At 76.8% G+C, this 19,130-nt stretch carries 20 protein-coding genes; 10 read left to right on the plus strand and 10 right to left on the minus strand.

Annotation, left to right across the window (positions count from 1 at the left end; translation table 11 throughout):
• Positions 1-83: 83 nt before the first annotated feature.
• A complete protein-coding gene (locus tag NT8_RS00295; protein WP_067962543.1) occupies positions 84-1,055 on the minus strand; it encodes a helix-turn-helix transcriptional regulator in 972 nt (323 codons plus the stop codon).
• A gap of 302 nt (positions 1,056-1,357) precedes the next feature.
• Here NT8_RS00295 and NT8_RS00300 point away from each other — a divergent pair, with 302 nt between their 5' ends.
• The 3 genes from NT8_RS00300 (at position 1,358) to NT8_RS00310 (ending at position 4,059) form a co-directional block, all read left to right on the plus strand.
• Entirely contained in the window at positions 1,358-1,753 is a 396-nt protein-coding gene (locus NT8_RS00300) for a RidA family protein (RefSeq protein ID WP_084468530.1), read from the plus strand.
• A 431-nt stretch (positions 1,754-2,184) separates the two neighbouring features.
• A complete protein-coding gene (locus tag NT8_RS00305) occupies positions 2,185-2,847 on the plus strand; it encodes a hypothetical protein (RefSeq protein WP_067962546.1) in 663 nt (220 codons plus the stop codon).
• A gap of 177 nt (positions 2,848-3,024) precedes the next feature.
• Positions 3,025-4,059, plus strand: coding sequence for a DUF6924 domain-containing protein (locus tag NT8_RS00310; RefSeq protein ID WP_084468520.1), 1,035 nt, complete (start codon positions 3,025-3,027; stop codon positions 4,057-4,059).
• Positions 4,060-4,116: 57 nt separating this feature from the next.
• Here the strand turns inward: NT8_RS00310 and NT8_RS00315 are convergent, their stop codons facing one another.
• Positions 4,117-4,701, minus strand: coding sequence for a TetR/AcrR family transcriptional regulator (locus tag NT8_RS00315; RefSeq protein WP_067962554.1), 585 nt, complete (start codon positions 4,699-4,701; stop codon positions 4,117-4,119).
• A gap of 98 nt (positions 4,702-4,799) precedes the next feature.
• Here NT8_RS00315 and NT8_RS00320 point away from each other — a divergent pair, with 98 nt between their 5' ends.
• Positions 4,800-5,648: a class I SAM-dependent methyltransferase gene (locus NT8_RS00320; protein WP_067962556.1), complete on the plus strand. Its 849-nt coding sequence runs from the start codon at positions 4,800-4,802 to the stop codon at positions 5,646-5,648.
• Positions 5,649-5,944: 296 nt separating this feature from the next.
• On the plus strand, positions 5,945-6,637 hold the full coding sequence (locus NT8_RS00325) for a hypothetical protein (RefSeq protein ID WP_067962559.1): 693 nt from the start codon (positions 5,945-5,947) through the stop codon (positions 6,635-6,637).
• A 90-nt stretch (positions 6,638-6,727) separates the two neighbouring features.
• Here NT8_RS00325 and NT8_RS00330 read toward each other — a convergent pair whose 3' ends face one another.
• Positions 6,728-7,339: a TetR/AcrR family transcriptional regulator gene (locus NT8_RS00330; RefSeq protein WP_067962562.1), complete on the minus strand. Its 612-nt coding sequence runs from the start codon at positions 7,337-7,339 to the stop codon at positions 6,728-6,730.
• 169 nt (positions 7,340-7,508) lie between these two features.
• Between NT8_RS00330 and NT8_RS00335 the strand changes: the two genes are divergently transcribed.
• The gene (locus NT8_RS00335) at positions 7,509-8,741 is read left to right on the plus strand and encodes a DUF418 domain-containing protein (protein WP_067962564.1); all 1,233 of its coding nucleotides are present in this window, start codon (positions 7,509-7,511) and stop codon (positions 8,739-8,741) included.
• A gap of 343 nt (positions 8,742-9,084) precedes the next feature.
• Here the strand turns inward: NT8_RS00335 and NT8_RS00340 are convergent, their stop codons facing one another.
• From NT8_RS00340 to NT8_RS00360, 5 genes are all read right to left on the minus strand, one after another.
• Positions 9,085-10,548 carry a DUF6297 family protein gene (locus NT8_RS00340; protein WP_245645975.1) on the minus strand — a complete coding sequence of 488 codons (1,464 nt, stop codon included), beginning with the start codon at positions 10,546-10,548 and terminating at the stop codon, positions 9,085-9,087.
• 5 nt (positions 10,549-10,553) lie between these two features.
• Positions 10,554-11,165 (minus strand): heme ABC exporter ATP-binding protein CcmA, encoded by a 612-nt coding sequence (gene ccmA / locus NT8_RS00345; protein ID WP_245645979.1) that lies wholly within the window; start codon positions 11,163-11,165, stop codon positions 10,554-10,556.
• A gap of 147 nt (positions 11,166-11,312) precedes the next feature.
• Positions 11,313-11,666 carry a hypothetical protein gene (locus tag NT8_RS00350; RefSeq protein ID WP_067962572.1) on the minus strand — a complete coding sequence of 118 codons (354 nt, stop codon included), beginning with the start codon at positions 11,664-11,666 and terminating at the stop codon, positions 11,313-11,315.
• A gap of 440 nt (positions 11,667-12,106) precedes the next feature.
• Positions 12,107-12,613, minus strand: coding sequence for a nuclear transport factor 2 family protein (locus tag NT8_RS00355; protein WP_217999036.1), 507 nt, complete (start codon positions 12,611-12,613; stop codon positions 12,107-12,109).
• Positions 12,610-13,359: an SDR family oxidoreductase gene (locus NT8_RS00360; RefSeq protein ID WP_174549491.1), complete on the minus strand. Its 750-nt coding sequence runs from the start codon at positions 13,357-13,359 to the stop codon at positions 12,610-12,612. The genes NT8_RS00355 and NT8_RS00360 overlap by 4 nt, the downstream gene beginning before the upstream one ends.
• A gap of 161 nt (positions 13,360-13,520) precedes the next feature.
• Here NT8_RS00360 and NT8_RS00365 point away from each other — a divergent pair, with 161 nt between their 5' ends.
• Together NT8_RS00365 and NT8_RS00370 are read left to right on the plus strand one after the other, a co-directional pair.
• Complete coding sequence (locus NT8_RS00365; RefSeq protein ID WP_067962574.1) at positions 13,521-14,384, plus strand: helix-turn-helix domain-containing protein; 864 nt, start codon at positions 13,521-13,523, stop codon at positions 14,382-14,384.
• 59 nt (positions 14,385-14,443) lie between these two features.
• Entirely contained in the window at positions 14,444-15,391 is a 948-nt protein-coding gene (locus NT8_RS00370; RefSeq protein WP_067962576.1) for an aminoglycoside phosphotransferase family protein, read from the plus strand.
• A 34-nt stretch (positions 15,392-15,425) separates the two neighbouring features.
• Here the strand turns inward: NT8_RS00370 and NT8_RS00375 are convergent, their stop codons facing one another.
• Both NT8_RS00375 and NT8_RS29700 read right to left on the minus strand, forming a co-directional pair.
• Positions 15,426-16,766: a YcaO-like family protein gene (locus NT8_RS00375; RefSeq protein WP_067962578.1), complete on the minus strand. Its 1,341-nt coding sequence runs from the start codon at positions 16,764-16,766 to the stop codon at positions 15,426-15,428.
• Entirely contained in the window at positions 16,756-16,893 is a 138-nt protein-coding gene (locus NT8_RS29700; protein ID WP_169805169.1) for a hypothetical protein, read from the minus strand. The genes NT8_RS00375 and NT8_RS29700 overlap by 11 nt, the downstream gene beginning before the upstream one ends.
• Before the next feature lie 472 nt (positions 16,894-17,365).
• Between NT8_RS29700 and NT8_RS00380 the strand changes: the two genes are divergently transcribed.
• Both NT8_RS00380 and NT8_RS00385 read left to right on the plus strand, forming a co-directional pair.
• Positions 17,366-17,785, plus strand: a complete 420-nt coding sequence (locus NT8_RS00380) for a YciI family protein (RefSeq protein ID WP_067962581.1) — start codon at positions 17,366-17,368, stop codon at positions 17,783-17,785.
• A gap of 15 nt (positions 17,786-17,800) precedes the next feature.
• Positions 17,801-19,087 carry an RNA polymerase sigma factor gene (locus NT8_RS00385; protein WP_067962583.1) on the plus strand — a complete coding sequence of 429 codons (1,287 nt, stop codon included), beginning with the start codon at positions 17,801-17,803 and terminating at the stop codon, positions 19,085-19,087.
• Positions 19,088-19,130 lie beyond the last annotated feature (43 nt).

Below are 19,130 nucleotides of genomic sequence, written 5' to 3' on the forward strand. Positions count from 1 at the left end.
GCGAGCGCGGGGGCTACGGCCCGCGCTCGCCCTTTGCGGACCGCCGCGGTCCGTGCCCGCCGCGCGGGCGGCCTCCCGACCCCTCAGGCCGGGGCGGCGTAGCGGGCGGCGAGGGTCGCCGCGCGGTCGCGCAGGGTGGTGCGCAGGGACGGCGGGGACAGGGCCTCGGCGTCCGTGCCGAGCCGCCACACCGCCCACTCGGCGTGCCGCGCGTCCTGGAAGGTGACCTCCAGCCGCAGCCGCCCGTCCGCGTCGGGCTCCTCGGCGCGGACGGCCAGCGCGCTGCCCACCAGCTCCTCCCGCCGCTCCGGGGCCACCCGGACCAGCGTGGTGATCCGCGCGCCGGACAGGAAGCGCGCGCAGCGCTCCCGCCAGACGCGGTCCAGGTCGACCCGCTCCGGACGCTGCGCCGGCTCGGGGAGTTCCTCGGCGGCCAGGACCCGCGACAGCCGGTAGGTGCGGTCCTCACCCGACCGCGTGGCCAGCAGGTAGCCACGTTCGCGGACGGTGACCAGGCCGATCGGGTCGACCGTGCGCCACTGCGGCTCCCGGCCCTCCGCCGCGTAGTGGATGCGGAGCCTGTGCCCGGCGAGCACGGCGCGCCGCACCTCGGCCATCGCGTCGCCGGGCGGCTCCCCGGCGGCCGTCCGGCGCGGGAGCAGGTCGGTCTCCGGGTCGACGAGGAACCGCCGCGCCGCGTCGCTCGCGGTGTCCCGACTGCTCTCGGGCAGCGCGTCGACCACCTTGCGCATGGCCGAGGCGAGCGCCGGGCCGAGGCCCAGCACCGGATCGCCGCCCCCCGACCCGGCGGTGAGCAGGGCGACGGCCTCCTCGTGGTTCAACCCGGTGAGATCGGTCCGGAAGTCGGGCGAGAGCACGAACCCGCCGTGCCGGCCGCGTTCGGCGTAGACCGGGATGCCGGCAGCGGACAGCGCGTCGATGTCGCGCAGCACGGTGCGGGTGGACACCTCCAGCTCGCGGGCCAGCGCGGCCGCGGACAGCCGGCCGCGTCGGCGCAGCAGCAGGACCAGGGAGATCAACCGGTCGGCGCGCACACCGGAGATCCTAGGGGCCGCGCACGCCTCGCGGCGTCGCGAGGCGGTCCCGGTGGTCGGTGCGCGGCGATCGGCTCGGTGCCGGGATCGAGGGGCGGCGCGGCTCCCTGAGCAGCGGGATCGGTGGCCGCCGTGCCGCCGGGGTTCCCCTGCCGCCCGTCCGCGCGGGATCTCGGGTGGATATACGACCAAGGGTGTCGTGATTCGTTGGGAGGCTCGTCGGCACGGCCCCGGAGGCGGTGGACGCCGGTCCGGGGGACGTGGCATGTCCGATGAGTCGAATGGAACGAACTGATATGGCGATCGAGCGAACAGCGGTCAACCCGGTGGCGTGGTCGGAGCAGATGGGGTTCAACCAGGGCGAGGTCGTCGCGGGGCACACCCGGACCCTGTACTGCTCCGGGCAGGCCGCGACGGGCGACGACGGCGCGCCCCGGCACGCCGGTGACATGGCGGCGCAGGTGGCGCTGAGCGTCGACAACCTGGAGGCCGTGCTCGGCGCGGCGGGCATGTCCCTCGCGAACCTGGTCCGGCTCAACGTCTACACCACCGACGTCGACCTGCTGTTCCAGCACTACGGCGTGCTGGCGTCGCGGCTGGGCGCCGCCGGGGTGGCGCCGCCCACCACGATGCTCGGGGTGACCCGGCTGGCGATCCCCGCGCTGATGGTCGAACTGGAGGGGATCGCCGTCGCGTGAGGCGGCGGCCGCGCCGCTCGCCCGGCGCCGGAGTCGGCGCCGGGCGAGCGGGCGGGGTCGGTGTCCCGGGGCCAGCGGGCCGTGTCGGCCGCGTTCGGCGTAGCCCGGGACGCCGGCCCCGGCGTGCCCGCCGGCCCCCGTCCCCCCCGGGGGCGCGGTCCGGTCGGCGGGCCCGCCGCACCCGGGAGGCGGCGCGGCTCGGGATCAGGCGGCCTCGCCCGGGTCGCCCTCCGCGCCGTCCGGCACCGGAGGGGGCGCCGCCGGGCGCGCCTCCGTGATCGTTGGTCGTCGCCATGGAGGCCACCGTGGCGCCCTGACCTTGGTGTTCGTCGTGTTCCGGGTGAGAACCGAGTGGGAGCCGCCGTCGGTACCGGCGCTCCCCCGGGGCGCTCGGCGCCTAGCGTTCGACCACGTGCGGTTGTATTGGCCCCATGGCGTACAGGGGTGTGCTGGGTCTGGCCGCCGTGGTGCTCGTGGTCTGCCCGGGGTGCTCCGGGGCGGGTGAGGGGGCGCCGGCGCCTTCGCCGACGCCGAGCCCGACGGCGACGGCGCCCACGGCGAGTCCCACGCCCTTCGACAGCGGCTGCGGGATCGGCATGCCGCCGCTGCCGAACCGGGAAGCCCCTCCCTACGAGGGGCCCGGCCCGCATCTGGTGATCATCGGCGAGGACTGGAGCCCCGAGTGGGACCTGCAGACGGCGGGGATCACCCAGTACTCGCTGCCTGAGGAGTGGCGGGCCTATGACGAGGAGGGCCACGAATGGGACGTGTCCTCGGGAGGGCTCTACGTGTGCCTGACCGACCTGCGCCAGCGGGGCGATACGCCGATCGGCACCTGCGAGTGGGAAGGGGCGGGCGCCAGTGACGTGTACCCGGCGACGTACACGTTCGAGGTGTCCGAGGCCAGGAGCGGCCGCGAGCTGGCCGCCTTCGACCTGGACTCCGATCTCGACGCCGACCTGTCGTGCCCGCCCTCGGTGCTCGTCCACCCCGGCGGCAGCGGTCCCGACCTGGCGCAGGGCGTCTCGGACGAGGCGCTGGCCGCCGAACTGGGGCCCTTCGTGAGGGCCGAAGCGGTCGGCCGCGGAACCTGAGGAGGTCGGCTCCCACCCCGCCGGCGACCGCCGGGACGGGCGGCTCCCCCTCGCCTGTCCCCGCCACGGCAGCGCCGCGGCCCGGCCCGCCTTCGGTCGGTGGAGCGGGGGGATCTTGTCGGTCGGGGGCGGTAGAAACGGGGGACCTACCCCTCATCTGCTGCGAGGTTCCTCCTGATGCGTCCCGCCCTGCCCCTCCCCCCGGCCGATGCCGATGGGGACGACCGCGTGCCCGGCATGCTGCTGGTCCGCGCCGACCACGACGACGACGCCTGGCGCGACGTGCTGCACCGCATGGGCGACCTGCCCGGCCTGGTCGCCCCGCCCCCGGACGGCGCCCCCGCCTCCGCCCCCGTCCCGGAGGAGGGGGCCGTCCCCCGGCTCCTGGTCGTGGTGGACGACCCCGCCTGGCGGGGCGCGACCCCCGAGGAGGTCGGAGCGGCCCTGGGCGCGGACGGGACGTGGGTCCCCGATCTGGTCCTGCTGGCCACCGACCGGACCGCCGCCGACCCGGAGCTGCGCCCGCTGCGGGCGTTCCGCACCGCCGGCGAGGGGGACGCGGAGGTGTTCCGGATCACCCCCCTCCAGGCCGCCCTGACCTACCTGCTCCTGCACCACGACCTGGACTACGTCTTCGACGACTTCGCGGAGTGGGGGTCCGTGCACTCCGAGTGGGAGCCCGAGGAGGACGACGGCCCCGATGACATCGAGGCCGGCCTGCCCGACCCCGTGGGCGCCCACCTGGAGCGGCTCGACCCCCGGCCCCGCTACACGCCCCCGGCGCGCGCGCTGCCCCTGCTCACCCTGGAGGAGGACGTGTACCCGATCGTGCGCACCGACTTCGGCGACGACGCCGCCTGGGCGGCGCTCCTCGACGCGGTGTACCGCCCGGGCGACCCCGGCCCCATCGAGGACTACGCGGACTACTTCGACGCGGTGGACGACCCGGCGTTCGCGAGCGCCACCCCGGAGCAGGTGCTGGCGGTGCTGAACGAAGCGGACGACGTGGTCCTGCTGGCGGACGCGGAGGCCATGCGCGACCCCGCGCACCGCGTCCTGGTCGTGTGCCTGGACGGCCGCATCGGGACCGCCTTCCGGCTGGACCCCCGCCAGGTCGGGCTCATGGTGGTCAACCTGTCGATCGGCAACCAGGACGTCGAGGACTACATGGACGACGGCACGCTGCGCGCCATCGGCCTGATCTCGTGGTGACCGGTCCCTGAGCGGTGACGGGCCGACCCGCCGCGCGCCGACGGCGCGCGGCGGGTGTCACCGGGGGCCGGGGAGCGTGGCGGTGATGATCCTGCGAAGGGCGTCGGGCGGCGGCGGGGCGCCCGTGCGGTCGGCGAACAGCAGGTGCGCGGCACCGATCAGGGTCGGTGCGAGGGTGTCGACGTCGGTGTCGGCGGGGAGGCGGCCCAGGTCGCGTTCGGCGGAGAGGTAGCCGGCGGTCATCGCCGTGGCCTCCGCCAGGATCGGGATGCCGGTCGGCCGGGCGTCGCGCAGCCGGGCGCGCAGGCCGTCGCGGGAGGTGATCAGGCCGACGATCGCCACCGCGACCGGCCCGAAGAGGTCCGTCAGCGCCCCGGCGAGGTTGCCGGCGACGGTCCCGGTGCCCGCCGCGCCGCGCAGGGCGGCCGCCGCGGCGTCGACCCCCGCCGCGCGCAGCAGCACCAGTTCGGCGAGGAAGGCGTCGAAGTCGGCGAAGTTGCGGTGCAGGACGCCCTTGGCGCAGCCGGCCTCGGTGGTGACCGCGCGGCTGGTCAGCGCGCTCGGCCCGTCGCGCAGCAGGACGCGCTCGGCGGCGGCGAACAGCTGCTCGCGCGCGTCTGGCATGGCCACGCCCGTCGGCATCGCTCCGTCCCTCCCTATCGTCCGCCCGTCGCCCCATGATCCCAGAGTGGGCACCTGCCCACTTGTGGAGTGGGCGACCGCCCATTTAGAGTGGGCGCATGCCCACTCTAACTCCGGAGCCCTCCGTTCCCCCCGAACCCCAGCCCCACCGGGCCCGCGCCATCGCCGAGTCGTTCGGCGCCGACCCCGGGCTCTACGACCGCGCCCGGCCCCGCTACCCCGACGCGCTCGTGCGCCGCATCGTCGCCGAGAGCCCCGGCCCCCGGTTCCTCGACGTCGGCGCCGGGACCGGTATCGCGGCCCGCCAGTTCCAGGCGGCCGGCCGGAGCGTCCTCGGCGTGGAGGTCGACCCGCGCATGGCCCGATGGGCCCGGGAGCGGGGGCTCGACGTCGAGGTGGCGGCCTTCGAGGACTGGGACCCCGCCGGCCGGACCTTCGACGCCGTGGTGTCCGCCCAGACCTGGCACTGGATCGACCCGGTCGCGGGGGCGGCGCAGGCCGCCCGGGTGCTGCGCCCCGGCGGGCGGCTGGCGGTGTTCTGGAACGCGGGCCGCCCGTCGGCCGGGATCGACGACGCCTTCGCCGAGGTCTACCGGCGGCTGCTGCCCGACTCGCTCGCCGCCCGCCAATGGGCGTCCGGGGCCGGCGGCGCGTACGCGGCGCTGAGCGACAGGGCCGCCGACGGCATCCGCGAGGCGGGCGGATTCGGCGCGCCGGAGCCGTGGCGCTTCGACTGGGAGCAGGTCTACACGCGCGACGCCTGGCTGGACCAGCTGCCCACCACCGGCGGGCACACCCGGCTCCCGCCGGAGGTGCTGCGGGAGGTGTTCGCGGAGGTCGGCGCCGTCATCGACGCGGCGGGCGGCCGGTTCACGGTGCACTACACGACGGTGGCCCTCACCGCGGTCCGCGCCGGCTCCCCCGGCCGCGAGGCGCGGGCGGAGTGAGGCCGGAGGCGGCGGCGCACGGGGCCGGGGGGCGTGCGCGTGGACGGCGACCGCGCGGTCAGCGGTCGCCGCCGGGCGCCGGCCCCGTCGGCCCTTTCTCCCGGTAGACCAGGAGTTGGTGGCCGGGCACGCCGGCGACGTTGAACGCGTGGAACCCGATGCTCAGCAGGCCCCGGTCGGGGTCTAGCGCGGACGGACGCGGCGGTCGGCGTGCAGAGCGGGCGGCGGGCGCGCGGGGGGTTAGAGTGCCCGTGCCGACGGAGTCGGCCGCCGCCCCCCGACGGAGGAGGTCGCAGATGACCGGCCCTGGCACCCCCGCCGCCGACGGCGGCTGGGACCCCGATGACACCCTGCGCCGCGCGCTGTGGATCGGCGGCGGTCAATGGGCGGGGAAGTCGACCGTCGCCCGCCTCCTGGCCGTCCGCCACGGCGTCACCGCCTACCACTACGACTACCACGACGCCCGCGGGCACAACGATCGGCGGATCGCCGACCGGGTCGCCCGCGGCGCGCCCGCCGCCGATCCCGACCCGGAGGCGGTGTGGGTGCGCCCCACCCCGGAGGAGATGGCCGCCGCGACCCTGGCCGGGTTCCCGCAGCGGTTCGCCTGGGCCCTGGACGACCTGCGGGCGCTCGTTTCGGGCCACCCGGTCATCGCCGAGGGGTGGGGTCTGCGCCCCGAACTCGTCGCCCCCCTCATCGACTCCCCGCGCCGCATGGTCGTCATGGTGCCCGCACCGGAGTTCCGCCGCCACCAGGTCGACGCGCTCCCCCGCGCCGCCGCGCTCGGGAACGGGGTAAGCGACCCGGAGCGCGCCCAGGCCAACCGCCTCGCCCGGGACCGCATCGTGGCCGAGGACGCCGTCCGCGCCGCCCGCCGGCTCGGCATCCGCGTGATCGAGGTCGACGGTTCCCGTGGTGCCGACGCGATCGCGGAGGACGTCGCCGACCACTTCGGCCCCTACCTCCCGCGGCGGTACGGGGCCTGACCGCCCGACCACCGCGGCCCGGGGTCCCGGAGCCCCACCGCCTGCGCAGATCCGGCGCGGGCACACTCCCCCGTCAGCCGCGCCCGGCGCTCACTGCCCCCGGCCGCTCAGCACGCTGTCGACGGCGGCGAACAGGGTGGCGGTCTCGGCCTCGAGGACGGACTCGGAACCGGGCAGCGCCCTTTCCACCGCGAGGCCGTTGACGACGGTGAGCAGGAACCTCACGCGCTGGGTGGTGTCGCCGGCGGGCAGTGCCCCCTCGTCGGCCAGGACGGACAGCCAGTGCGCCACGCGGTGCTGGATCTGCCGCTCGATGGAGAGGTACGCCGCCCGGGACTTCTCGGTCGGCTCGGGGGTGATGAGCGTTTCCAGGATCGTGGCCCAGGTCCGTCGTGCCCGCTCGCCGGTGCCCACGGGCGCGAGGATCTGCCGGAGGCAGTTGACCAGCCTCTCCCGCGCGGGCAGGGCCGTGTCGTGGATGGGATCGCCCGGAAACGCCTTCTCGTAGATGCCGGCGAGCACGGCGTCCCGCAGTCGGTCCTGCGTCGGGAAGTGGTGCCGGAGCGAGCCGGTACTCACACCGGCCTTGGCGGCGACCGCGCGCACGCTCAGCCGGGCGGTCGGATCCTCGCTCAGCATCGTCGCGGCGGCGATGAGGATCTTGTCGCGCGTCGACGGCTTCGCGCTGGTCGATCGGTTCATGGCACCTCCTCCGCCCACGATACCAACACGCCGTACTAGCACACTGTGTTAGTGTCGCATCGTCGCTAGCACAGTGTGTCGGTCGCGTGGTGCCGGGCGCGGACTCGGCGCTTCACCGCACCTGTCCGCTCGCCGCCGCAGGCGACCCGATCCCTATCGAGAGGGCACCATGACGATCCGCGACCCCGACCTCGCCCCGCCCCCGCCCAGCGGCGGCCCGGCGCACTCGACCCCGCTGGCGGAGCGATCCCTGGCGCCCGATCTGGCCCGGGGGATGATGCTGCTGCTGATCGCCCTGGCCCACACCCCCTATTTCCTCTACGCCGCCCAGGCGGGTTCGGTGGGCATGCACCCGGCGGTCGGAGGGCTCGCCGACCGGATCGCCCAGGTGTTCACCGTGATCGTGGTGGACGCCCGCGTCCACACCATGTTCGGCTTCCTGTTCTCCTATGGCATCGGGCAGATGTACGCACGCCAGACGGCCAAGGGCACCGACGCGGCACGGGCGCGCCGGCTGCTGCGCCGGCGCCACCTGTGGATGATCGTGTTCGGGGCGGTGCACGGCCTGCTGCTGTGGCAGGGCGACATCATCGGCGTCTACGGTCTCATCGGCCTGGTCATGGTGCCGCTGTTCCTCGGCCGCTCGGACCGGGCGCTGAAGGTCTGGATCGGCGTCCTGCTGGCGCTGGGCGCACTGATGACCTTGGCGAACGTGCTCGTCGCGTCCGATGGCGGCGGTGCGCTGGCGGTCGAGATGCAGCGGGCCGGCATCGCCGAGCCGTCCTACCCGGCCTCCGTGGGGGCGCGGCTCTCCGTGTGGACGATGCAGTTGTTCACCGGCCTCGCGACGCTGGCGCTGCCGACGGCGTTCCTGATGGGCGTGCTGGCGGCGCGGCACCGGCTGCTGGACGAGCCCGGCCGGCACCTCGTGCTGCTGCGCCGGCTGGCCGTGTGGGGGATCTTTGCGGGGTGGGCCAGCGGTGCGGGCCTGGCCCTCCGGCACATCGGTGTCATCGACGTCGGGCCCGTGTCGGCGCTGACGGCGGTGCACTTCTTCGCCGGCGTCTTCACCGGCGTGGGGTACGCGGCGCTCTTCGGGTTGCTGGCGCACCGGGCGCAGGGGCGCGCGGCGGCCACGGCACGGCCCGTGCGGTGGTTGGCCGCGCTGGGCCGGCGGTCGATGAGCGGATACCTGGCGCAGTCGCTGGTATGGGGTCCGGTCCTGGCCGCCTGGGGGCTGGGCGTGGGCGCGCACCTGTCGAGCTGGTCGGCGTCGGTGGTGGCGGTGGCCACCTGGACGGTGACGGTGGCCGGTGCGGTGGCGCTGGAGCGGGCGGGCCGACGGGGCCCGGCGGAGGTGCTGCTGCGCAGGTTGACCTACCGGGCGGCGGGCACGGGCTGAGCAGGCGGTACCGGTCGGCGGGGCGGCGCCGCCGTCCCCCGTCCGGCCCATCACCGTCTGCGCTCCATCGGCCCCGCTCCGGTTCGCGGACCGCGCGACGCCGTCGTGAGCGCGGCCGCCCCCGGCGCCTCGGCCACCGTCGGTGGTCCGACCTTCCGGGCGGCCCCGCTCTCGATGCGGAGCCGCCCGATCGGGCCGCCGGATGGGGTGCCGAAGCGCCGGGGGCGGCCGCGGTGGATGCTTCTGGAACAGCGAGCGGCCTCTCCCCTACCGTGCCCGCCTGCGGAGCGGCGCACAGTACAGGGGCGCGGTCGCGAGCCCGGCATGATCCGGAGAGCACGACTCAGCGGCGCGGGGCGGCGCAGTAGGCGGCCAGGACCGCCATGCCCACCGCCGCCTGGGCCGCGAGCAGCGGGGCGGTCACCCCGCCCGCGAACGCCAGGAGGGCGGGCGCGCAGCCGAGCAGGGCGATGTCGGCCCCGGTCAGCGCCCACACCAGCGGCCCGAGCGGCACCGGACCCAAGGGGGTGTCCATGACGGGCAGCGTGTGCTCGACCGGTCGGCGCCGCGCCATCCGCAGCGCGCCGGCCGCCAGCGCCGGGGCGCACAGCAGACCCAGCGGCCAGAAGGGCCCGCCGGGGACCGCCGCGTCCAGCGCGGCCAGCGCGAGGGTCAGCCAGGCGCCGCCGAGCAGGGCGGGCAGCACCGCCCGCGCGGCGAGGAGCGCGCGCGGGCCGGCCCCGAGCAGGCGGGCCAGGGCGGCGTCCCCGGCGTCGCGCCGGGCGCCCGCGGTGCCCGCCGCCGCGACCGCCGCCGCGCCCGTGGCGAGGACGACCAGCGCCCCCGCCACCCCGCCGCCGGCCTGCGCGGCCAGGGCGGGCAGAACGGCGGCGGCCGCCATCAGCGCGAGCCGTCCCGGCCGCCGCGCCAGCCGCCGCCAGTCCAGCCAGGCCACCGCCGCCGCACCGCGCAGCCGCGCCGGCCACGCGCGCGACCGCAGGACGCGCGTCCGCCAGTGGGCGTCCTCGGCGATCCAGGTCAGCGCGCTGGGGTCCATGAGGGCGACCGCGCCGGTCGCGAGCCCCGCCCGGGTGGAGGCGTCGAGCACCGCCCGGGCCGGGATGCGCGCGACGGCCGTCCAGGCGCGGCCCGCGAGCCCGGCGGCCACCGCGGCCGAGGCGGAGGCCGCCGCCGTCCACGCCGCCAGGGAGGCCGACCCGATGCCGACGAGCACCCCCTGCCCCGGTCCCGCGGCCATGGCCGCCGCGACGGCCGCCACCACGACGAGGGCGGCGATCACCGCGACGAGCCGGCCGTCCCAGGACGCGGACCCCTGCGCCAGGACGGCCGTCGCCATCCCGCCCAGCGCCCACGACGCCCCCAGCACCACGGCCGCGAGCAGCCGGAGCGTCAGCGCGTCGGGCGCGCCGAGGGCGCTCAGCAGCGCCAGCCCGACGACCGCGCCGATACCGACGGACACCGCGGCGAGGACGAGCAGCGACCGGGCGAGCACGCCCCGGCGCGGCAGCGGGGAGAGCACCAGCCACGCCGCGTCCGCGGGCGGCACCGCCACAGGCCCGAGCACGCGCGCGAAGACCAGCGCGCCCGCCAGCAGCAGCGCGGTCAGCGCCAGGCCGGCGCCCGCGCGCGCCGGGTCGACGCCGTCGGGCACGGCCGCGACCGCGCGGCCGACCATCGGGGCGGCCAGCACCACCAGCAGGCCGGCGGTCATCAGGGCCATGTAGCGGTCCGACCAGGTGCGGTGGCCGCGCCCGCGCGCGCGCACGAACGCCCTGGCCTGCGCCACCCCGCTCACGCGGCGGCCGCCAGGGCGACGCGGCGGGCGCCTTCGGCGAAGCGCGGGTCGTGCGTCACCATCACCACGGTGCCGCCGTCGGCGGCGTAGGCGGCGAGCAGGTCGGCGAGCCGGTCCCGGAACGCCGCGTCGAGCCCGCGTTCGGGCTCGTCCAGCAGCAGCAGCCGGCTCGGCCGCAGGAGCGCCATGGCCAGGGAGAGCCGCTGGCGCTGCCCGGTCGACAGCGACGCCGGGGCCCGGTCGGCGCAGCCGCCCAGCTCGAACAGTTCCACGGCCGCGCGCACCTCCATGCGCCCGGGGCCGTGCACGGCGCGCATCAACTCCAGGTGCTCCGCCACGCTCAACCCCGGGTACCAGGCGGGTTCGTCGCCGACGAGGGCGACGTCGCGCCAGAAACCGGGTTCGTCCACGGGCGGGCGGCCCAGGACGGCCACGCTGCCCGCGGCCGCCTGCTGGAGCCCGGCGAGGCAGCGCAGGAGGGTGGTCTTGCCGGCGCCGTTGGCGCCGACGACCGCCACCACCTCCCCGGGCTCGACGGCGAGGTCGACCCCGCCCAGGACCGGTACGCCGCCCAGTTCCACGCCCACATCACGGGCGTCGATGATCATTTCGGTCACCGGCCCAGCCTAGGGCGTGGGCCGCTGTACCACGCCCCTCGGGATCGCGGGGCCCGGGCGCCCGGCGGCCCCGGGGGGGCGGCGGGAGGTCCCCGACGGCGTCGACTCCCCCGCCCGCGCGCCGACCGGCCCCGGCCCTCAGGCGCCGAACCTGTCCTCGATGTCGCGGGTCAGCATCCGCAGGACCTCGGCGCGGTCGGTGCCGGAGGCGTCGGCCACCATGCCGATCAGCGTCTCGATGGCGTACAGGTAGGCGCCGGTGCGCCGGGACTCGGCCCGGTGCGCGGCCGCCAGGCCTTGGTCGATGCTGGCCTTCTGCTCGGCGGTCAGGCCGGGGACGCGGATGCGGACCGGGTGCCGGTCGGCGGCCGCGGCGGCGGCCTGGATGCGCCGCTGCGGCGGCAGTGAGGTGTCGGCGAGCGCGGTCAGCTCGCGGATGAGGGCGCCCGCGATCTCACGCGCGGGTGGCGGGGTCTCGCTGTTGCTCGTCATGCTCCCAGCATGCCCGCGCGGGCCCCGGTACACCTGTCACCGGAGCCCGCGCGTCGGCGCGCGACCCGGCCCGGGGGAGCGGGCATCACCGCGTCGAGCCCCCTCCGACACGACCGACGGCACGGAGATCCACGTCTACGCCCAGGGCGCGGACGGCGGCCCGGTCCACAAGGAGTCCGCGCCCAACTCGTCAGGCAACTACGACATCCCGCCGCCGGGCGTATCCCCCGCGGCCGTGCTCATCAGCGGGCTCGCCAGGGGGTCGGGCGGCGGCCGAGGGTGGTCTCCCCCGGCCGCCTCCCTTCCTCGCCCGGTCCCGGGAGGCGCCCCGGCTCCGGGCGTCGGCGGCTCAGGCGGCCAGGGCGCGGCGCAGGACGGCGCCGAGTTCGGCGAGCTGCCGCTGCGACACCTCGGCGCCTCGGCCGCCCCGGCGCGCCCGGTCAGCCCAGCCGGCCCACCGGGTCCTCCCCCGTCCGCCACCACACGCCGAGCCGCTGCCGCGCCACCCGCCATCCCGCCTCGGTCCGCACGAAGTCCCAGTCGTAGGGGCCGCCCATCTGGTAGGGCCCGTCCGGCTCCGCCTCCGCGCCGACCGCCGTGAACCACATGTAGCCGATGCCCGTCGCGCGGTCCCCCGCCACGGTGAACGCGGTGTTCAGCAGGTGGTGCTGCATCCGCGCGTACGCGGCCTCCGCGTCGTGCACCACGCGCCGGATCTCGGCCCGCCCGCGCACCGGCCCCCACGGCCCGAACTCCAGGACGGCGTCCTCGGTCCAGCAGGCGATCCAGGTGTCCCAGTCGCGCGCGTCGAGCGCGCGCCAGCCCCGGACCAGCAGCGAACGCAGCGCCTCCGTGTCCGTCAGGAGGTCGAGCCGGCGCTCCAGCAGGTCGAGCCGGCGCAGCACCTCGGGCCCGGCCGGCCGCCCGCCGTCGGCAGCCGCGCTCACTGGGCACTCCCCACGGGCCGCAGGACGATCTCGTTGACGTCGACGCCGGGGTCGGCCGACACCGCGTAGGCGATGGCGTCGGCGACCGCCGCCGCGGGCAGCGCCACCGCGCGGTAGGTCCGCATCGCCTCCCGGGCGTCGTCGTCGGTGATGTGGTCGGCCAGCTCCGACTCGGTCACGCCGGGCGAGACGAGCGTGGTCCGCACCGTCCCGCCGGACTCCTGGCGAAGACCCTCCGTCACCGCGCGCACGGCGAACTTGCTCGCGCAGTACACGGCCGCCGTCGGTGACACCTCGTAGGCGCCCACGGACGCCACGTTCACCACGTGCCCGGAGCCCTGCCGCAGCATGACGGGCAGCACCGCGTCGATGCCGTGCAGGACGCCCCGGATGTTGACGTCGACCATCCGGTCCCATTCCTCGGTGCGGCCCGCCGCCAGCGGGGACAGCGGCATCACCCCGGCGTTGTTGACCAGGACGTCGACCGTCCCGAAGGCGTCCCGCGCGGCGGCGACGAAGGCCGCCGTGTCGGCGGCGTCGGTCACGTCGAGGCTCCGGAAGGCGGCGGTGGCGCCGGCCGCCGTCAGCTCCCCGGCCACGCGGGCGAGGCGGTCGGTGCGGCGGGCGCCCAGGAACACGCGGTGGCCGTCGGCGGCGAGGCGCCGGGCGGTCGCCTCGCCGATGCCGCTGCTGGCGCCGGTGATCAGGACGGTCTTGGGGGTTCGGTCGGGGATGGGGGTGCTCATGTGTGCCCTTCCGTGGACGGGTGCGGCGGCACGGGTGCGCCGCCACACCCACCGTCGCGCCGGCGGCCCCCGCCCCACCAGGACGCCTTCCGTCCCGACGTGGCGAACCTGGGTACGGCGCACCCAGGAACCGTCCGCGTCCCTGCCCTACCGTGGTCGGTGTGAGCGACGACAACGCACTCGGCGACTTCCTGCGCGCGCACCGCGGCCGGCTGCACCCCGACGCCGTCGGGCTGCCCTCCTACGGGCGGCGGCGGGTCCCGGGGCTGCGGCGCGAGGAGGTCGCCGTGCTCGCGGGCATGAACACCGACTACTACGCGCGCCTGGAGCAGGGGCGCGAGCGCAACCCCTCGCCGCAGGTGCTGCAGGCGCTGAGCGGCGCGCTGCGCCTGGAGCCGGACGCCCACGACCACCTGCACCGGCTCGCGGGCGTCGCACCGGAGCCCGGCCCGGCGTCCCCCTCCGGGGAGGCGGGCCCCGAGCTGCGCGCCCTGCTCGACGGCTACCCGCACACCCCGGCGTTCGTGCTGGACCCGGCGCTGGACCTGCTGCACGCCAACGCGCTGGCCCGCGCCCTGTTCTCGCCGTTCCGGTCGGCGGACAACCTGGCGCGGATGACCTTCCTCGACCCGGCCGCCCGCACGTTCTTCCGCTACTGGGACCGCGCCGCCGAGGCGACCGCGGCGAGCCTGCGCCACAGCACCGGGCTGGTGCCCGACCATCCGGGGCTGCGCGAGGTGGTCGCGGAGCTGCGCGAGGCGAGCGCGGAGTTCGCCGCGCTGTGGGACACCCACGGGGTGCGCGGCAAGACCCGCGACGCCAAGGACCTGGTCCACCCGGAGGTGGGTCCGCTGGCGCTCACCTACCAGACCTTCGACGTGCGCGGCGCCCCCGGCCAGCAGCTCGTGGTCTACCGCGCCGAACCGGGCGGGCGCAGCGCCGAGGCGCTGGCCCTGCTCGGCGCGCTCGGCGCCACCCGGCACCGCGAGGACGCCGGACACCGGCCGGGGGCGGACCCGGCGTAGGCCCCGCCGCGCGGCCGCGCGCGTCGACCGCGCCGGGCGTGACGTGGAACGATCACCCCATGACCGACTTCGCGACACCGCAGAACGCCGCCCGCCGCACCGCCGCCGTCGACGCGGCCGTCGCGGCGGGGCGCGGCCTCGGGCTCACCGTGGACGACCCCAAGGTGCTGCACGACCTGTTCTCCGTGGTGGTGCACCTCGCGCCCGCACCGGTCGTGGCCCGGGTGCCCACCGTGCTGCCGCCCGGCTCCGACCCGGACTCCGTGGCCCTCCGCCAGCAGGCGGAGCTGGACGTGTCGCGGTGGCTGGCCGACCAGGGGACCCCGGTGACCCGGCCCAGCCCCCTCGTGCCCGCGCGGCCGGTCCGGCACGGCGGGCACTCGATCACCTTCTGGGCGTGGGTCGAGGAGGACCACGGCAAGGAGCCCGACTACGTCGCCAACGCCGAGAGCGTCGCGGACCTGCACGCCGCGATGCGCGGCTACCCCGGCCCGCTGCCGTTCATGTCGGCGGCCGAGCCGCGGGCGATCACGGCGAGCCTCGATGTCCTCGACCGGCACCCCGACCTGATCGACGCCGCCGACCTGGACCGCGCCCGCCGCGAGTGGCGGGTCCTGGAGCCCTTCGTCTCCTCGCGGGCGGCGTTCGAGCGGAGGTTCCCGGGGATCGACCTGCAGCCCGTCCACGGGGACTCCCCGCCCGCCAACATCCTCGCCACGGTCGACGGCGACCTCTACGCCGACTTCGAGCTGGTCATGCTCGGCCCCGTCGAATGGGACCTGGCGGCGCTCGGCCCCGAGTACGAAGCCGCCTACGATCGGGGTGCGCGGCGCAACGGCATGCGGACGCTGGACCCGGACGTCCTCGCCTTCGTCAACGCGGTGGGGCGGCTGCGCGGCATCGCCACCCTGGCACTCGTGCCCGAGCTGCCGGTCCTGCTGCAGTACCTCAAGCCGGCCGTCGACCAGTGGCGCTCGGAGCCGTTCGCCGGCGGCATGGCCGACTGACGCGGCCGCCCCGGCCCGGCCCGGGGGGCCGGGCTCACGGGACGACGGGGCCGCTCAGGTGCGCGCGTGCGCGGGGGCCGGGGACGACCGGCGCGCCGCCCGTGACGGCGAAGAAGCGCTCCAGGCCGGGCACCACCACGCTCACCGTGCACACACCGGTGGCGGTGGTGCGCACGTCGGCGGCGTAGGGCGTGTGGCCGCGCGCGGCGACGGCCGCCACGAGCCCGCGCAGGTGACCGCCGGGGGTCGCGGGGGCGGCGGTGTCGTGGAAGTCCACCGGGCGGGCGGCGGCCAGGTGCGGGCCGAGGTCGGCCCGGCCCGCCGCCAGCAGCGCGGGGTAGGGGCGCAGCGCGCGCAGGTCGGGTGTGACGGCGTCGGCGCCGTCGTGGTCGGCCATGGCGGCGCACTGGACGAGTTCGGTGAGGGCGCGGCGCACCGCCAGGCGGGCCGACAGCGACGCCCCCTGCCCCTGTACCGGGGCTCCCCCGCCGCACCGGGCGTGCGCGGAGAACGCGGGGACGCCCAGGTCGGTGGTCATGTCCAGGAGGTGGACGGGGCCGTGGACGCGGCGCCGGGCCAGGTCGTGCCACCGGGCGAGGTCGTCGGGCAGGGACTCCGGCCGCACGAGGCGCGCCGCGCGCCCGCCCGGCCCGAGGAAGACCGCCGCCAGGAGCAGTGAGTAGGCGTCGCGCTCGACCACCTCGGCCAGGGCGTGGACCAGGGCCTCGGTACGGGTGGAGCCGATGGCGGTGCCGCTGTTGGTGCTGTAGCGGGCCGCGGGCGCGTAGTCGTGGGTGTCGCCCAGGGCGGCGCGCAGCGGAGCGGCGTCGGCGCCCAGGTAGGAGGGGCAGGAGAGGAACACCGGGACGTCGACGTCGGGCGAGCGGCCGTCGAGCGCGGTGTGGGTGCGGCAGGCCAGCGGGGCGCGGGCGCCGGGATCGAGGGCGAGGACGGCGGGGTCGGTGCCCCACGCGCCGGCGGTGAGCGCCCGGACGGGTCGCAGGACGACGTGGTCGGGGCGCAGCACTCCCGCGTGGGTGGAGGCGTGCTCCAGCGCCTCGAAGACCGCGCCGACCCGGGCGGCGGCGGGGTCGCCCTTGCCGGCGCCGAGCCCGGCGGGGACGGGGGTCTGGTCGGCGTGGAGGAGCCGGCAGCGCCACGCCCCGCCGAGGTCGGTCAGGCGTGGCCGGTAGCCCAGGTGCCGGAGGGTGCGGCGGGCGCGGTGCCAGGCCTCGGTGAGGTCGAACGCGCGCTCGCCGCCGTGGTCGGGCGGGCCCTGCGGATCGCGGGGGTGCGGGGCGGCGGGCCGGTCGCCCGCGGGGTCCGGGCGGCCCGCTGCGGGCCGCCCGGACCCCCCGTGGACGTCAGTACTCACCGCTGGCCGGGGTGTCCTGCTGCTTCTGCTCGATCTCCAGGAGCCACTGCTGTTCGCGCGGCGTGAGTTCGCCGCACTCGGCCTCGTCGGACTCGGCATAACCCCAGTGCGCGCCGAAGAAACCCATAACATTCCTCCCATTACTCAGTGTGATGTTCCGCCACGGGGCGTATACCCCGGGGCGCTCCGGCACAACCGCGCGCGGTGGACCTGGCCACCCGGTTTCTCCCGGTCACGGGGCCGACGGCCGCACGGGGGGTGCGTCGGCACCGGAGCGCGCGCCTGTACCCCTCCGCGCGGCGGGACGCCAGGATGTCCCGTGGCGCGGCGGTTCCGGCCGGCCGTGGAGGCACGCGGAAGGGGCCGCCGATGGGCACCGACCCGGCCCGCGCCCGGATCGACGAAGGGGCGGAGCCGCACCACCACCGGTCGCCCGGCGGCCATCCGGCGGGTCGGGTGACCGGTGTCCGGTGCGCGCCGTACGCTGTCCGGCGTTCTCGGGGAAAAAATATTCGGTGGACGTGTCGATCCGCGGCGGTCCCCGTTCGACCTATGGGTGAGAGGGCCGGAGAGGCCCGGACGACGCAGGGAGACCGACCATGAAGTTCATGCTGATCATGCGCGCCACCGACGAGTCCATGGCGCAGATGGCCGACGTCGACTTCACCCAGATACTGGAGACCATCGGCCGGTTCAACGACGAGCTGATGCGGGCCGGGGTGCTGCTGGCCGCCGAGGGGCTCGACGACGCCGCCGAGGGCGTGGTGGTCGACCATTCCGTCGAGCCCCCGGTCGCCACCGACGGTCCCTACGGGGAGACCAAGGAGCTGTTCGGCGGGTTCTACATCCTCAACGTGGCGTCCAAGGAGGAGGCGGTCGAGTGGGCCAAGCGGGCGCCGCTCACCGGTCCGGGCATGAAGACGGAGATCCGCCGGGTCACCACGATCGACGAGTTCCCTCAGGACAACAAGTGGATCATCAAGGAGCGGGAGTGGCGCGAGGCCACCGGCCAGCTCTGAGCGCGCGGTCCGAGGATGTCCGACACCACCGGCCGTGAGGCCGTCGCCGCCGTCTGGCGGATCGAGTCCGCGCGGATCGTCGGCGGGCTCGCCCGCTACACCGGCGACGTCGCGCTCGCCGAGGACCTCGCCCAGGAGGCGCTGGCCGAGGCGCTCGTGACGTGGCCGCGCGACGGCGTCCCGCGCAACCCCGCCGGATGGCTGCTCACCGTCGGCCGGCGCCGCGCGATCGACGCGTTCCGCCGGCGCTCGGTCCTCGATGACCGGTACGCCGCCCTCGCCCACGGGCTGGGCGAGGGCGGCGCCGTCGCGGGGGGCGACCCCGCCGACCCGGTCCGGGAGGGCGGGGACGTGCTGTGGGATCCCGACCGCATCGACGACGACGTGCTGGCGCTGATGTTCACCGCCTGCCACCCCGTTCTGTCGCGGGAGGCGCGGGTGGCGCTCACCCTGCGCGTCGTCGGCGGCCTGACCAGTGATGAGATCGCCCGCGCGTTCCTCGTGCCGACGGCCACGGTGCAGGCCCGGATCACCCGGGCGAAGAAGACCCTGGGCGCGGCGCGGGTGCCGTTCGCGGTGCCGCCGGCGCACGAGCGGCGCGAGCGGCTCGGGTCGGTGCTGAGCGTGGTCTACCTCGTCTTCACCGAGGGCTCCTCGGCCGGGTCCGGCGATGCGCCCATCCGGTTCGACCTGGCGGGCGAGGCGCTGCGCCTGGCCCGGGTGCTGTCCCGGCTCGTGCCCGATGAGCCCGAGGTGCACAGCCTGCTGGCACTGCTGGAGCTGACGGCGGCCCGCTTCCCCGCCCGTACCGGGCCGGACGGCCGACCGGTGCTGCTGGAGCACCAGGACCGCCGCCGCTGGGACCGTTCGGCGATCCGCCGGGGCCGCGCCGCCCTGGCCCACGCCGAGCGGGCCGGGCGGGGCCTGGCCGCCTACGGCCTGCAGGCGGCGATCGCCGAGTGCCACGCCGTCGCCCCGTCGGTGGCGGCCACGGACTGGGGGCGCGTCGTGCTGCTCTACGAGGCGCTGGGCCGGCTGGCCCCGTCCCCGGTGGTCGACCTCAACCGGGCGGTGGCGGTCGCCATGGCGCGGGGTCCGGCAGCGGGGCTGGCGATCGTGGACGGGCTGGTGGCCGGCGGCGCGCTGGCGGACTCCCACCTGCTGCCGAGCGTGCGCGGGGAACTCCTCGTGCGCCTGGGCCGCCCGGCCGAGGCCCGCGCCGAACTGGAGCGCGCCGTCCACCTGTGCACGGGCCCCGCCGACCGCGCCGTCCTGGAGGCCAAACTCGCCGACCTCCCCTGACCCGCACCGACCCGGCCGGCACGGTGCGGGCACCCGCCCGGCC

The organism is Nocardiopsis trehalosi NBRC 14201 (assembly GCF_001552555.1).
GTDB lineage: Bacteria > Actinomycetota > Actinomycetes > Streptosporangiales > Streptosporangiaceae > Nocardiopsis_B > Nocardiopsis_B trehalosi.

Bases quoted from the DNA above. Each gene is read 5' to 3' on its own strand.
- NT8_RS00305 (WP_067962546.1), top strand. From the start codon at position 2,185: ATGGCGTACAGGGGTGTGCTGGGTCTGGCCGCCGTGGTGCTCGTGGTC.
- NT8_RS00310 (WP_084468520.1), top strand. From the start codon at position 3,025: ATGCGTCCCGCCCTGCCCCTCCCCCCGGCCGATGCCGATGGGGACGAC.
- NT8_RS00315 (WP_067962554.1), bottom strand. From the start codon at position 4,701: ATGCCGACGGGCGTGGCCATGCCAGACGCGCGCGAGCAGCTGTTCGCC.
- NT8_RS00320 (WP_067962556.1), top strand. From the start codon at position 4,800: ATGCCCACTCTAACTCCGGAGCCCTCCGTTCCCCCCGAACCCCAGCCC.
- NT8_RS00325 (WP_067962559.1), top strand. From the start codon at position 5,945: ATGACCGGCCCTGGCACCCCCGCCGCCGACGGCGGCTGGGACCCCGAT.
- NT8_RS00330 (WP_067962562.1), bottom strand. From the start codon at position 7,339: ATGAACCGATCGACCAGCGCGAAGCCGTCGACGCGCGACAAGATCCTC.
- NT8_RS00335 (WP_067962564.1), top strand. From the start codon at position 7,509: ATGACGATCCGCGACCCCGACCTCGCCCCGCCCCCGCCCAGCGGCGGC.
- ccmA (WP_245645979.1), bottom strand. From the start codon at position 11,165: ATGATCATCGACGCCCGTGATGTGGGCGTGGAACTGGGCGGCGTACCG.
- NT8_RS00350 (WP_067962572.1), bottom strand. From the start codon at position 11,666: ATGACGAGCAACAGCGAGACCCCGCCACCCGCGCGTGAGATCGCGGGC.
- NT8_RS00360 (WP_174549491.1), bottom strand. From the start codon at position 13,359: ATGAGCACCCCCATCCCCGACCGAACCCCCAAGACCGTCCTGATCACC.
- NT8_RS00370 (WP_067962576.1), top strand. From the start codon at position 14,444: ATGACCGACTTCGCGACACCGCAGAACGCCGCCCGCCGCACCGCCGCC.
- NT8_RS29700 (WP_169805169.1), bottom strand. From the start codon at position 16,893: ATGGGTTTCTTCGGCGCGCACTGGGGTTATGCCGAGTCCGACGAGGCC.
- NT8_RS00380 (WP_067962581.1), top strand. From the start codon at position 17,366: ATGAAGTTCATGCTGATCATGCGCGCCACCGACGAGTCCATGGCGCAG.
- NT8_RS00385 (WP_067962583.1), top strand. From the start codon at position 17,801: ATGTCCGACACCACCGGCCGTGAGGCCGTCGCCGCCGTCTGGCGGATC.